The following is a 13,118-nucleotide window of genomic DNA, read 5'->3' on the forward strand; positions in this document are numbered from 1 at the left end:
GTAGGCCACCTGCACGAGTGCCCGCTGCATGGCGCGGGTGTGGTGGAAACCGGCAGTGAAACCTATCAGTTCAATGGCAAACCCGTTGCCCGAGTCGGGGACCGTATCAGCTGTGGGGCGCTGATCGAGACAGGGGCTACGCACTTTCTAATCGATGGCAAGTGCGTTGCACGCCAGGGCGATCGCACCAGTCATGGCGGCACGCTTGTCGAGGGCGATTCGGGGTGGCTTCTCGACTGACGGGTTACTGCTACCTTGGGGCAAGAGCCGTCATGCACCTGACGAAAGAGGCTGACAGCGAGCACGGCCACAAGCACCCCCCCACTGTGGCCGGCCCAAACACAGGAATACACCTGCAACCACCAAATCCCGGGCACAAAAAAAGAGGCCTTTCGGCCTCTTCTTTGTGATCCCAGCGACGCACTGCGGATCGAATTTGGAGCGGGAAACGAGACTCGAACTCGCGACCCCGACCTTGGCAAGGTCGTGCTCTACCAACTGAGCTATTCCCGCGTCGTGATGGGTGCCATTCTAGCGAATTCCAGAACGGCGTCAACCCCTTGATTCAAAAAAACTTTTACTTCTGCTCCGAACCTTCGCGCAGGTGCGGCCAGGCGGCCACCAGGTAGTGCACCATCGACAACAGGGTCAGCCCCGCCGCCACCAGCAACAAGCCGTAGCCCAGCACCACCCAGAAGGTCAGCAGCGGCGGGTTGGCCAGCAGGATCACCAGCGCCAGCATCTGCGCGGCGGTCTTCCACTTGCCCAGGTTCGACACCGCCACATGGGCGCGGGCGCCGAGTTCGGCCATCCACTCGCGCAGCGCCGAGACCACGATCTCGCGGCCGATGATCACCGCTGCCGGCAGCGTCAGCCAGAAGTTGGCGTGCACCTGCACCAGCAGCACCAGGGCCACGGCGACCATCAGTTTGTCGGCCACCGGGTCGAGGAAGGCGCCGAACGGGGTGCTCTGCTGCAGCCGACGCGCCAGGTAGCCGTCGAGCCAGTCGGTGGCGGCGGCGATGGCGAACACCGTGCTGGCAGCCATGTAGCTCCAGTGATAGGGCACATAGAACAGCAGGATGAAGATCGGGATGAGCAGGACGCGTAGAACGGTGAGCAGGTTTGGAATATTCATCGGTACGACTGGCTGCGAGTTGAACCCGGCATTCTACTCGCTATGCAGGCTGGCATAAATCGACTCGGCAAGCTTTTTACTGATGCCGGGGGCTTTGGCGATCTCGTCGACACTGGCGCGGTTGAGCTCCTGCAGGCCGCCGAAATGTTTCAGCAGGTCGCGGCGACGCTTCGGCCCGACCCCGGCGACGTCCTCCAGGCTCGAGGTGCGCCGGGCCTTGCCGCGCCGGGCACGGTGGCCGGTGATGGCGAAGCGGTGGGCTTCGTCGCGGATCTGCTGGATCAGGTGCAGGGCCGGCGAGTCGCCCTTGAGGGTGAACTCATGGGCCACGTCGTTAAGGTAGAGGGTCTCGAAACCGGCCTTGCGGGTCACGCCCTTGGCCACGCCGAGCAGGGTGAGATCGGTCAGGCCGAGCTCCTGCATCACCTCGCGGGCCATGTTCAGCTGGCCCTTGCCGCCGTCCACCAGCAGCACGTCGGGCAGCTTGCCCTCGCCGTCCTTGATCCGCCCGTAACGGCGCATCAGCGCCTGGTGCATGGCGGCGTAGTCGTCGCCGGCAGTCACGCCTTCGATGTTGAAGCGGCGGTAGTCGGATTTGAGCGGGCCTTCGGGGCCGAACACCACGCAACTGGCCACGGTGGCCTCACCGCTGGAGTGGCTGATGTCGTAGCACTCCAGGCGCTGCGGCACTTCGTCCAGGCCCAGTACCTGGGCCAGCGCCTCGAAACGGGCGGCCATGTGCTGGCGGTTGGCCAGGCGGGCGTTGAGGGCCTGCTCGGCGTTGGTCACCGCCAGTTGCTGCCAACGCGCCCGGGTACCGCGCACCCGGTGGCTGATACTCAGCTCGCGGCCGCGCAGGGTCTGCAGCGCCTCGGTGATGGCGGCGAAGTCGTCATGCACCACGTTGACGATCAGCTCGCCCGGCAGCTCGCGTTCAGCGTTGCCGAGGTAGTACTGGGAAAGGAACGCGGCCATGACCTCGGCCACCTCCTCCTCGATGCCCACCTGGGGGAAGAAGTTCTTGCTGCCCAGCACCCGGCCGCCACGCACGCTGATCAGGTGCACGCAGGCGCCGCCCGGGTTGACGAAAGCCGCCACCACGTCGACATCGCCGGAGCCGCCTTCCATGTACTGCTGGTCCTGGACGCGGCGCAACAGGGCGATCTGGTCGCGCAGCTCGGCGGCCTTCTCGAAGTTCAGGGCCATGGCGGCCTTTTCCATCTCGGCGTTGAGCTCGTTGCCCAACTGCTGGCTGCGGCCCTCGAGGAACATCACCGAGTGACGCACGTCCTCGGCGTATTCCTCGGGCGCCACCAGCCCCACGCACGGCCCCTTGCAGCGCTTGATCTGGTACTGCAGGCACGGGCGGGTGCGGTTGGCGTAGTAGCTGTCCTCGCACTGGCGCACCGAAAACGCCTTTTGCAGCAGGCTCAGGCTTTCGCGGATGGCTCCTGCGCTGGGGTACGGGCCGAAATAGCGGCCCTTGGCCTTCTTCGCGCCGCGATGGATACCCAGGCGTGGGAATTCCCCGTCGGACAGGAACACGTATGGGTAGGACTTATCGTCGCGCAGCAGGATGTTGTAGGGCGGCCGCCATTCCTTGATCAGCGTCTGCTCGAGCAGCAGCGCCTCGGTTTCGTTGGCGGTGATGGTGGTCTCGACCTGGGCGATACGCCCCACCAGGGCAGCCGTCTTCGGCGCAAGACCGGTCTTGCGAAAATAGCTGGCCAGGCGTTTCTTGAGGTTCTTGGCCTTGCCCACGTACAGCAGGCGGGCCTCGCCGTCGAACATCCGGTAAACACCCGGGCGACCGCTGCAGGTCGCCAGGAACGCACTTGCATCAAAAGGTTGTGACATGAGGTGTGCTTAAAGACTTGCGTCGACCATACCGTGACGGACAGCCAGCAAGGTCAGTTCGACGTCGCTGGTGACCGAGAGTTTTTCGAAGATTCGATAACGGTAAGTATTGACGGTCTTGGGCGACAGACACAACTTGTCAGAGATGATCTGCACCTTCTGGCAGCCGACGATCATCAGCGCAATCTGGATTTCCCGCTCGGACAGCGCATCGAACGGCGACCCTTGGGGCTGGAACGACTTGAGCGCCAGCTGCTGGGCGATCTGCGGGCTGATGTAGCGCTGGCCGGCGAAGGCCAGGCGGATGGCCTGGACCATCTCGTCGAGCCCGGCGCCCTTGGTCAGGTAGCCCGCGGCACCCGCCTGCAACAGGCGGGTAGGAAACGGGTCTTCCTCGCACACAGTCACCGCGACCACCTTGGTGTCCGGGTGGCTGCGCAGCAGTTTGCGCGTAGCCTCCAGGCCACCGATCCCTGGCATCTTCACGTCCATCAGGACCACGTCCGGCTTGAGCTCGCGAGCCAGTTTGAGGGCGGACTCGCCAGAGTCTGCCTCCCCCACCACCTGCAGCCCGTCGATGTCGGCCAGCATGCGTGTGATGCCGGTACGCACCAGATCGTGATCGTCGACCACCAGGACCCTAATCAAGCAGACACCTCGTCAGTGGGGCGATTGGATCCCGCCACCTTAACAAAATTTTTCACAACGAACCTAGCGCAAAGCGTCATGGAAATATGCCTGCCGGTCAGGCCGGCGCATGCGCAGCCCTTCATGGCCACCTTCTTCACCCGCGAGGCGGTTGAGCAGGTGCCACACCGCAGCCTGGTCGGCCGACGGCAGCCGGCGAAAGGCGCCTAGCAGGCGGTTCTCATCCGAGGTCAGGCTGTCCAGGGGCGCAGGGGTATGCACGCCGCTGAGCACATACAGCGCATCCACGCCGCGGCTTGCGACCGCCGCGAGGTAGTCCATGCGCGGCGTGCGTTCGCCGCTCTCGTATTTGCCCTGGGCGTTGGGCTCGACACCGCCGATATCGCCAAAAATGCGCTGGGTCAGCCCCAGGCGTTCGCGCTCTTCTCTGAGTCGCGGACCAAATCCGTTCATCTGCTTGCCTCCTTTGCATGAATGGAAGACGGGTGCATCCCGCACCCGAGTGAATGTCTGCACAATCGTCCGGCACTATGCCAATTGGATCCAATCGTTGCAAGCCATCATTGCGCCACGCGCTGGATCAGGGGGACAGAAGACACGCCATCACAGTGGGTTCAGCACTGCCGTCTGCAGGACTTGCACCGCCCGCGCAAGGGGTTTGCCGACGATGGTGGACAACTCGAAAAATACGTGACTGACATTAAACAGCCAGCAGAAACCGCGCAGAAAAAGACGCTGCAAAAGTCACGAAAACCATCGTTTTGACGCCATTATATCGACACTCATTAGATGATCATTTTTTTGACGCCCAACTTAAATTAAACTTTATCCTATTGTTTTAAAAGGGTTTTTTAACTAACGATTCAAACCTTAAGAAAATTCCAAACAAACTAATCAACAACCCTTGCCGCACTATCAGAAAACTCCTTAGGATGTAAAAAGACCACCACGAAACAGCCTGCACCGCTACCTATCTAGCGCGGCTTGATCCTGCGCGTCTGGCATTTGCATAACTTCTTGAACTGAGTATCTCGGCCGGCCTTGCGCCGCGCCTGGGGAGAGGGATCTATGAACATCAGTATCTTCGGACTTGGCTATGTGGGAGCGGTTTGCGCCGGCTGCCTGTCGGCACGCGGACACCAGGTGCTGGGGGTGGACGTCGCCCAGGCGAAAATCGACATGATCAACCAGGGTCGCTCGCCCATCGTCGAGCCGGGCCTGGAGCAACTGCTGCTCGACGGCGTGCGCCAGGGCCGCCTGCGCGGCACCACCGATGTGCAGGCGGCGATCCTCGCCACCGAACTGTCGCTGCTGTGCGTCGGCACGCCGAGCAAGGCCAATGGCGACCTCGACCTGGTGTACATGGAGGCAGTGTGCCGGGAGATCGGCGCAGCCCTGCGCGACAAGGCCAGCCGCCACACCGTGGTGGTGCGCAGCACGGTACTGCCGGGCACGGTGAAGAACGTGGTCATTCCACTGCTCGAGCAGGCCTCGGGCAAGCAGGCCGGGCGCGACTTCGGCGTGGCGGTCAACCCGGAGTTCCTGCGCGAGAGCACGGCGATCCAGGACTACGACTTCCCGGCCATGACCGTGATCGGCGAACTCGACAGCCGTTCGGGCGACCTGCTCGCCTCGCTGTACCAAGGCCTGGACGCGCCGGTGATCCGCAAGTCGATCGAGGTCGCCGAGCTGATCAAGTACACCTGCAACGTCTGGCACGCCACCAAGGTCAGCTTCGCCAACGAGATCGGCAACATCGCCAAGGCCTCGGGGGTCGATGGCCGTGAAGTGATGGACGTGGTCTGCCAGGACTACAAGCTCAACCTGTCGCGCTACTACCTGCGCCCTGGCTTCGCCTTCGGCGGTTCGTGCCTGCCCAAGGACGTGCGCGCCCTCACCTACCGCGCCAGCCAGCTCGACGTGTCGCACCCGTTGCTGGCCTCGATCATGGACAGCAACCGCAACCAGGTGCGCAACGCCTTCGACCTGGTGACCCGGGCCGGCAAGCGCCGCATCGCCCTGCTCGGGCTGGCATTCAAGGCCAACAGCGACGACCTGCGCGAGAGCCCACTGGTGACGTTGGCCGAGCAACTGATCGGCAAAGGCTACGACCTGCGCATCTTCGACGCCAACGTCGACCACGCCCGTCAGTTCGGCGCCAACCGCCAGTACATCGAACAGCAGATCCCCCACGTCAGCGCCCTGCTGCGCAGCGACCTGCAGCAGGTGATCGACGAGGCCGAGGTGATCGTGCTGGGCAACAACGACGAGCGCTTCGTCCAGGCCCTGGACGTCGGCAACGGCAAGCAGGTGATCGACCTGGTCGGTTTCATGGCCGGCAGCAGCGACACCCAACGCCACGGCATCTGCTGGTAAGGCACGCCGCCGCCCGCCGTCACGGCGGGCCCCGACCCAAGGAGCTTCAACGCCATGGAACGACAGCAACAGCGGCCTTTCGCGGCCCCGGGGCCTATGCGCGCTGCAGCCGGTTTCTGCGCCTGGGCAATGCTCGCCGGGCTCATCGCCCTGGCCGCGCAGATGGTCGCGCCGCAGTACCTGGACCCGAGCCACCACCAGTTTATCTTCATCATCGGCACCCTGGGCATGTGGCGCTACGGCAACGCCATCGTTCATTACCTGCGCGGCATGTACTTCCTGCATTGGCGCTTCCCACGCCTGCGCCGCCAGGTCGAGCGCCTGGGCGACGCGGCATTGCCATCGCACATGTTCATGGTGGTGACCAGCTTCCGCATCCCCACCCACACCACCTTCAAGGTCTACCAGTCGGTGTTCCAGGAGGTACAGCGCCTGAAGGTGCCGTGCACGGTGATCGTCTCGATCGTCGAGAAGGGCGACGAGCAGTTCATCAAGGACATCATGCGCGACGAGGTGCAGGGCCGCGACGACATCCGCCTGGTGATCGTCCGCGCCCGCGGTACCGGCAAGCGTGACGGCCTGGCCCACGCCTTCCGCGCGCTGTCGCGGCAAATGCCGCTGGACGATGCGGTGGTCGGCGTGGTCGACGGCGACACCATGATGCTGCCCGGCTGCGTCGAGCGGGCGGTCAAGCTGTTCGCCGTGCTGCCCGACGTCGGCGGCCTGACCACCAACGAGTTCTGCGAGGTCGAGGGCAGCCGCTGGATGCGCCAGTGGCACTCGATGCGTTTCGTTCAGCGGCACATCAACATGTGCTCGATGGCCCTGTCGCATCGGGTGCTGACCCTGACCGGGCGGCTGTCGTTCTTTCGCGCCGGGGTAATGACCGACCCGGACTTCATCCGCGACGTCGAGGCGGATTTTCTCGAGCACTGGCGCCTGGGCCGCTTCCAGTTCCTCACCGGCGACGACAAGTCCAGCTGGCTGAGCCTGATGCGCGCCGGCTGGGACACCTTCTACGTGCCCGACAGTCACACCCTGACCGTCGAGCACCCGCCCAGCGACAGCTTCTGGGTCGCCACCCGCCAACTGATGTTCCGCTGGTACGGCAATTCGCTGCGGCAGAACTTCCGTGCCACCGCCCTGCTCGGCCGCGCGCGCCTGGGGCTGTTCACCCTGTACGTGCTGCTCGATCAGCGGGTGTCGATGTGGACCTGCCTGATGGGCCTGACCGGCTCGGTGGTGGCCGGCCTGGTGTTCGGTATCCAGTACCTGCTGGTGTACCTGTTCTGGGTGCTGGTCTCGCGCAGCATGGTGACGGTGCTGTTCGTCTTCGCCGGGCACCCGGTCAGCCCGATGTACCCCTTCGTTCTCTATTACAACCAGATCGTTGGCTCGCTGATGAAGGTCTACGCGATGTTCCACATGGACCAGCAACGCTGGACGCGGCAGAAGACCACCCTCGCCACCGGCAGCGTCGACTTCGACGCCAGCCTCAACCGCTGGTCCTCGAAGGCGATGCTGTGCTCCTCGATCGCCATCTTCTTCGGGGTCATCACTGTGCTTCTAGAACTCTCGCAACGTTAAGGAAAGGCGCCTGCACATGAGTACCTCCAATACCCCCGCGGCCCCGGCCAGTATCGTCCACGAAGCCATTGACGAGCGTCAGTACGTGCGCACCCGCATGCACGCCCGGGTACGCCTGACCGGCGCCGGGCGCGAGCCGTTCGAGGCGGACCTGGCCGACATCTCGCTGGGCGGCATCGGCCTGCTGCACGAAGCGCCGTTGACCATCGGCGCGCTGTACGACGCCTCGATCCAGCTGCGCCTGAACCAGGTCGACCTGTCGATCGACGGCAAGGTGCGCATCGTCTCCCAGCGCGGCAAGGAGGTCGGCGCGCAGTTCGTCGACCTCGACGCGCAGAAGCGCGACATCCTGCGCTACCTGATCAGCGCCTACCTGTCGGGTGAGGTCGCCGATATCAACGGCCTGTTCAATGTGATGCAGCGCGAGAACTACATCAAGGCACGCAAGCAGCAGCAGGCCAGCGCACGCACCCCGGGCGAGCGCCTCAAGGCGCTGGCCGGCACCGCGCTGTACACCGCCGCAGGCCTGGCAGCACTGGGCTTCGTCGGCTACAAGGGCTACCTGCTGTTCTTCCGCATCCCGGCGGTGCAGGCCACAGTGGCGAGCAATGCCCAGGTCATCAGCATGCCGGACAACGGCTACGTGAAGTACCTGCTGCCGGCCGGTGCCACCGAGGTGCAGGCCGGCCAGCCGCTGGCGAACATCTCCACCCAGCTGGCCACCAGCTTCACCAGCCCTGCGGACATGAAGGCCCTGGCCGACCTTGTCCCGGGCGACCTGCAAGCATTACTGGGCCGCGCCAGCGTCGAGACGGTGATCAACAGCCCGTGCGACTGCCAGGTCTGGTACCCGTCGCAACCGCTGGACGGCTATGGTTACAAGGCCGCGCCGATGATGCACCTGCTGCCCAAGGGCGAGGCCATGTTCGTGCGCGCCAACGTGCCGTTCGACAAGCTCGCCGATGTCAGCCGCGTGCGCTCGGTGGACATGCAGGTGTTCGGCCTCGACCAGCACTTCAGCGGCAAGGTGGTGGACGCCCGCTCCGACGAGCTGAACCACAACCTGGCGCTGACCATCCAGCCGGACAGCCCGCTGCCGGCAGCGGCCTACCAGAAGGCCGTGGCGGTCGACCTGTACCTAGGTCTGCCGTTCGGCAGCAACTGAGGGCCGGTCATGAACGCCAAGAACGCCCCGCGCCTGCTGCTGGCAGGCCTCGGCCTGGTCTGGGCCGGCAGCGGCTGGGCCGGGCAGAGCCTGGAGCAGATCCGCTACGCGCTGTACAAGGACCCAAGCGCCGACGTCACGAGCGATCTGCGCGCACTCGCCGTGCGTGGCGACCTGGCCTCCAAGCAGCTGCTCGGTGACGTGCTGGCCAACAGCGACAGTGCCAGCCGCCAGGAAATCGTGAGCCTGTACCAGCAGGCCTTCGCCGACGGCCACGGCCAGATCCCGGCGCTGGCCTCGCTGGCGCGCCTGCTCGACCGCACCCCGCGCCTGCAGCGCAGTCAGGAGGCGTGGGTACGCCAGGCCCTGGGCCGCTACCCCAACGACCGTGATCCGCGCAGCACCAGCACCAGCCTTGAGGTGTTTCTGGTCTATCCGCAGCTGTTCCCCGGCGAGCGCGCCGCCGAACTGCTGGCGCTGTACGAACAGAGCTGCCTGCTCAACTGTCGCCCCGAGCTGTACCGCGCCGTGGTCGCCGAACGCCAGGGTAACCGCGCCGAGGCCGAGCGCTGGTACCAACAGGCGGCGCGCATCGACCCACGCGGCATCGAGCGCTACTACCGCTTCCTCGGCGAGCGCCAGGACCCGGCCTTCCTCGCCTTCGCCCGCAGCCTGGAGCCGGAGATGGCCAGTCTGCCGGTGGAGGTCGTGCAGCGCATCGGCGCGCTGCTGGACAGCATCCACGGCACCACCCGCGCCGAGCTGGACGCCGAGCGCGAGCAGCGCCTGAGCAGCGCCATGGGCCCAAAGGTCGAGCCGACGCCCGAGCAACTGGCCCGCGACAAGGCCAACGACCAGCTGCGCGCCGACGGCATCGCCGAGGCCCTGCGCTGGCTGGACAACGCCGTCGCCCGTGGCTACCTGCCGGCGCAGGTGTCCAAGGCCAACTTCATGATCTCCAACCCCACCGAGCACAACGCCGAGCAGACCCAGGCGCTGATCGCCCAGGTGCGGGCCAAGGACCCGACCCGGGGCAAGGCGCTGGATGCGGCGTTCTACATGGTCAACAACTGGCTGACCCTGGATCCGCAAAAGTCCCAGGCGCTGATCGACGAGCTGACCGCCGCCCATTACCCCGACGCGCAGTTGCTGCTGGGCGACCTGTACAGCAAGGGCGGCCTCGACCAGCCCGACCAGGAACGCGCCCTGGCCATCTGGCAGCGTCAGGCCGAGCAGGGCTCGACCGCGGCCTGGTACCGCATGGCCACCGTGCACCTGCGCGGCCGGGCCATCTGCCACGACCCGGTCAAGGCCTACACCTACGCCCGCATCGCCCTCGACCTGGGCGAGACCCGTGCCCGTGGCCTGATCAAGCGGCTGGACAAGACCTTGCCCAAGGATGACATCGAGCGTGCCCTGGCCGCGCGCAACGATCTGTTGAAGGAGGCCACCCTGTGAAAGCGCACCCACCCCTGCTCGGCGCCCTGCTCGCCCTGGCGCCACTCACGGCGCTGGCGGCCGAGGAAGTCACCGGCCCCGAGGCCGACAGCACCGCGCCGGTCCGCGTGACGGCCGTTGACGGCAGCGAACCGGTGATCACTTCGGAGTTCTTCAACAAGCTCACCCTGCAGACTGGCTACGGGCCGCAGGACTCCCAGGTCGGCCGCGACCGCGAGAGTTTCTACAGCCTGCGCTACGAGCCGTCGTTCGCTTGGTACTCGCCGGAAAAACGCTGGGCCAGGTGGATGGTCTATGGCCGCCTGTGGCTGAACTACGACTCCAGCCAGTCGAGCAACCTGGCCAACGAATCGACCAACAACAACGCGCGCGAACAAGCCGAGGGCTGGTACGCCGAACTGCGCGAGCTTTACGTCAAGCGCAACCTGATCGGCGACGACCCGCGTTTCTCGCTGTCGTTCGGCCGCCAACGTTTCGCCGACGACTACGGCATCTGGTGGGACGACAGCCTGGAGTCGGTGCGCTTCGACTACCAGGACACCTTCTCCGACGCTTTCGTCGCGCTCGGGCAGAAGTTCCACAACTACAACACCGACGTCAATTCGCTGGCCGCGAGCGAAGCGCGCACCCTGTACCTGATGGGCCAGTACGCCTATCGCTGGAACCCGAACAACCAGATCGGGGTGCGCCTGATGCAGGAGAACGACCGCAGCGACCACGACGTCGACGATCGCTACGACTTCAAAGGCTGGCGCTACGGACTGTTCTTCAAGGGCGACAACCTGCCCCTGGCCAGCGACTACCACCTGGAGCTGGCGGCGCTGGACGGCACGATGGACAACACCGCCGGCAACGGTGTCACCAGCACCGGCAACACCAGCCGCGGCTGGGCGGCGCTGGGCGAGGTCGGCAAGCGTTTCGAGACGCTGCCCTGGACACCGCGCGTGGCCTTGCGCGGCGGCCTGACCGACAAGCCGGACGACGACAACGACGGCTTCCGGCTCAACCCGATCCAGTCCGATCGCATCACCCGCCAGGGTTCCTACAGCACGCGCCTGACCAGTGCGTTCGTCGCCCTCGACCTGCGCAACCTGAGCTACTACGGCTTCGCCGTGGAAACCCGCCCCACCGCGCGCAGCGCCCTGGACCTGCGGGTGACCCAGCTCAATCTGCGCGACGAGGCCGGCGCCCTGCCGATCCGCATGGCCGCCGATGCCCGCGCCCGGCGCCAGAGCGAACTGAACGTCGGTTTGCACGGCAAGGGCGACAACGTCGGCCAGATGATCGACCTCAACTACTACTGGAAGATGTTCCCGGTAGCCCTCGACGGCAAGCACCTGGACGTCAACACCCTGGTCAGCGCCAGCTACCTCAACGCAGGCAGCGCGCTGGAGACCGGTGACGACTACCAGCTGAGTGTCGGCGTGGTGATCAGCTACTAAGGACCGGCCCGCATGATCTTCGCCTCCAATGTATTCCTGTTCCTCTACCTGCCGCTGTTCCTGGCCATCTACTACCTGGCCCGGCCACAGTGGCGCTCGCTGGTGATCGTTGCCGCCAGCTACGTGTTCTACGCCTGGTGGCGCCCGGACTTCTTGTTGTTGTTCGTCGCCATCACCGCCTGGAACTACGGCTTCGGCCTGTTCATCAAGGCGCGCCTGGACGCCGGCGACAAGCGCCGCGCCCTGCGCCTGCTGTGGCTCGGCGTAACCGGCAACCTGGCCACGCTCGGCTACTTCAAGTACGCCAACTTCGGCGCCGAGGTGCTGGCGCTGCTGCTGGTGCCGCTGGGCATCAACACCTGGACCCTGGAGAACATCTTCCTGCCGCTGGGCATCTCGTTCTATGTGTTCCATGCCCTGAGCTACATCGTCGACATCTACCGCAAGGATGCCACGCCCACCCGCAGCTTCATCGACTTCGCCGCCTTCGTCGCGCTGTTCCCGCACCTGGTGGCGGGGCCGATCCTGCGCTACAGCCAGCTCGCCCCGCAGCTGCGCCAGCGCAGCCACTCGCTGGAGCTGTTCTCGCTGGGGGTGTGCCGCTTCATGCTCGGTTTCATCATGAAGGTGCTGATTGCCGACCGCCTGGCGCCGATCAACGTGCTGTTCGTCGGCGAAGGCACCCTGCAGTTCAGCGACGCCTGGTTCGGCCTGGTGGTCTCGACCCTGCAGCTGTACTTCGACTTCGCCGGCTACAGCCACATGGCCCTGGGGCTTGCGCTGATGATGGGGTTCCGCTTCCCGGAAAACTTCAACCAGCCCTATGTGTCGCAGAGCATCACCGAGTTCTGGTCGCGCTGGCACATGACCCTGGCGCATTTCCTGCGCGACTACGTGTACATGCCTCTGGTGCGCAAGCGCGTGGCCGGCGCCCTGCCGGCGCTGGTGTGGACCATGCTGCTGTCGGGCCTGTGGCACGGGGCGAGCTTCGCCTTCATCTGCTGGGGGCTGTTCTTCGGCATCGGCATGGTGCTGGAGCGCAAGTTCGGCCTGGCCACCAAGGTCAGCACGCCGTACCGCCTGGGCCGCAACCTGCGCACCGCGCTGCTGATCATCCTGAGCATGCCGCTGTTCTTCACCATGGACCTGCGCCACAGCCTCGACATCTACCGAGCGCTGCTGGGCTTCAACGGCTTCGGTTCGCTGGAGCTGTACGTGCTCGGCGCCTCGAAGATGGCCATGGCCTTCGCCCTGGTGGCAGTCACCTGGCTGATCCTGGCCGGGATCAACAACGTGCGTTTCTACGCCGGCAACAAGGAAGGCTACTTCATGCGTCACGTGGGCGTGCTGCACAGCCTGCTGCTGTGGGCGGGCTTCCTGCTGGCGCTGAGCAGCCTGGCGGCCAGTTCGTTCTCGCCGTTCCTGTATTTCCAGTTCTAGGAGAGTG

Annotated in this window: 11 protein-coding genes and 1 tRNA gene; 7 read left to right on the forward strand and 5 right to left on the reverse strand. The window is 65.1% G+C overall.

Annotated elements, in window-relative coordinates; all coding sequences use genetic code 11:
• Positions 1–240: PAAR domain-containing protein (locus tag ABZO33_RS15485; RefSeq protein WP_414536749.1), on the forward strand; the 240-nt coding region annotated here is incomplete at its 5' end.
• Between the two features lie 197 nt (positions 241–437).
• On the opposite strand, the gene ABZO33_RS15490 is transcribed toward ABZO33_RS15485, so the two are convergent.
• From ABZO33_RS15490 to ABZO33_RS15510, 5 genes are all read right to left on the reverse strand, one after another.
• A tRNA-Gly gene (locus ABZO33_RS15490) sits at positions 438–513 on the reverse strand.
• A 64-nt stretch (positions 514–577) separates the two neighbouring features.
• Positions 578–1,138, reverse strand: coding sequence for a CDP-diacylglycerol--glycerol-3-phosphate 3-phosphatidyltransferase (pgsA, locus tag ABZO33_RS15495; RefSeq protein WP_198755769.1), 561 nt, complete (start codon positions 1,136–1,138; stop codon positions 578–580).
• Positions 1,139–1,171: 33 nt separating this feature from the next.
• Entirely contained in the window at positions 1,172–2,995 is a 1,824-nt protein-coding gene (gene uvrC / locus ABZO33_RS15500) for an excinuclease ABC subunit UvrC (RefSeq protein WP_414536750.1), read from the reverse strand.
• A gap of 9 nt (positions 2,996–3,004) precedes the next feature.
• A complete protein-coding gene (uvrY, locus tag ABZO33_RS15505) occupies positions 3,005–3,643 on the reverse strand; it encodes a UvrY/SirA/GacA family response regulator transcription factor (RefSeq protein WP_023631421.1) in 639 nt (212 codons plus the stop codon).
• 63 nt (positions 3,644–3,706) lie between these two features.
• Positions 3,707–4,096: a helix-turn-helix domain-containing protein gene (locus ABZO33_RS15510; protein WP_046855102.1), complete on the reverse strand. Its 390-nt coding sequence runs from the start codon at positions 4,094–4,096 to the stop codon at positions 3,707–3,709.
• A gap of 615 nt (positions 4,097–4,711) precedes the next feature.
• Here ABZO33_RS15510 and ABZO33_RS15515 point away from each other — a divergent pair.
• The 6 genes from ABZO33_RS15515 to ABZO33_RS15540 all read left to right on the forward strand — a co-directional run bounded on the left by ABZO33_RS15515 (position 4,712) and on the right by ABZO33_RS15540 (position 13,111).
• Positions 4,712–6,019, forward strand: a complete 1,308-nt coding sequence (locus tag ABZO33_RS15515; RefSeq protein WP_414536751.1) for a nucleotide sugar dehydrogenase — start codon at positions 4,712–4,714, stop codon at positions 6,017–6,019.
• Between the two features lie 96 nt (positions 6,020–6,115).
• Positions 6,116–7,606, forward strand: a complete 1,491-nt coding sequence (locus ABZO33_RS15520) for a glycosyltransferase (protein ID WP_414536921.1) — start codon at positions 6,116–6,118, stop codon at positions 7,604–7,606.
• Positions 7,607–7,622: 16 nt separating this feature from the next.
• On the forward strand, positions 7,623–8,771 hold the full coding sequence (locus ABZO33_RS15525; protein WP_414536752.1) for a PilZ domain-containing protein: 1,149 nt from the start codon (positions 7,623–7,625) through the stop codon (positions 8,769–8,771).
• A gap of 9 nt (positions 8,772–8,780) precedes the next feature.
• Entirely contained in the window at positions 8,781–10,229 is a 1,449-nt protein-coding gene (locus ABZO33_RS15530; protein WP_414536753.1) for a tetratricopeptide repeat protein, read from the forward strand.
• Positions 10,226–11,671, forward strand: coding sequence for an alginate export family protein (locus ABZO33_RS15535; protein ID WP_414536754.1), 1,446 nt, complete (start codon positions 10,226–10,228; stop codon positions 11,669–11,671). Before ABZO33_RS15530 ends, ABZO33_RS15535 begins: the two co-directional genes overlap by 4 nt.
• 12 nt (positions 11,672–11,683) lie before the next feature.
• Positions 11,684–13,111, forward strand: coding sequence for an MBOAT family O-acyltransferase (locus tag ABZO33_RS15540; RefSeq protein WP_414536755.1), 1,428 nt, complete (start codon positions 11,684–11,686; stop codon positions 13,109–13,111).
• The last annotated feature ends 7 nt before the right edge of the window (positions 13,112–13,118 follow it).

The sequence above is a fragment of the Pseudomonas sp. CAM1A genome (genome assembly GCF_047501685.1).
In the GTDB taxonomy this organism is placed as follows: Bacteria; Pseudomonadota; Gammaproteobacteria; order Pseudomonadales; family Pseudomonadaceae; genus Aquipseudomonas.

What these genes read in the sequence shown, in the direction of transcription:
- pgsA (WP_198755769.1), bottom strand. Translation starts at nt 1,138, where the DNA reads ATGAATATTCCAAACCTGCTCACCGTTCTACGCGTCCTGCTCATCCCG.
- uvrC (WP_414536750.1), bottom strand. Translation starts at nt 2,995, where the DNA reads ATGTCACAACCTTTTGATGCAAGTGCGTTCCTGGCGACCTGCAGCGGT.
- ABZO33_RS15510 (WP_046855102.1), bottom strand. Translation starts at nt 4,096, where the DNA reads ATGAACGGATTTGGTCCGCGACTCAGAGAAGAGCGCGAACGCCTGGGG.
- ABZO33_RS15515 (WP_414536751.1), top strand. Translation starts at nt 4,712, where the DNA reads ATGAACATCAGTATCTTCGGACTTGGCTATGTGGGAGCGGTTTGCGCC.
- ABZO33_RS15520 (WP_414536921.1), top strand. Translation starts at nt 6,116, where the DNA reads ATGCGCGCTGCAGCCGGTTTCTGCGCCTGGGCAATGCTCGCCGGGCTC.
- ABZO33_RS15525 (WP_414536752.1), top strand. Translation starts at nt 7,623, where the DNA reads ATGAGTACCTCCAATACCCCCGCGGCCCCGGCCAGTATCGTCCACGAA.
- ABZO33_RS15530 (WP_414536753.1), top strand. Translation starts at nt 8,781, where the DNA reads ATGAACGCCAAGAACGCCCCGCGCCTGCTGCTGGCAGGCCTCGGCCTG.
- ABZO33_RS15540 (WP_414536755.1), top strand. Translation starts at nt 11,684, where the DNA reads ATGATCTTCGCCTCCAATGTATTCCTGTTCCTCTACCTGCCGCTGTTC.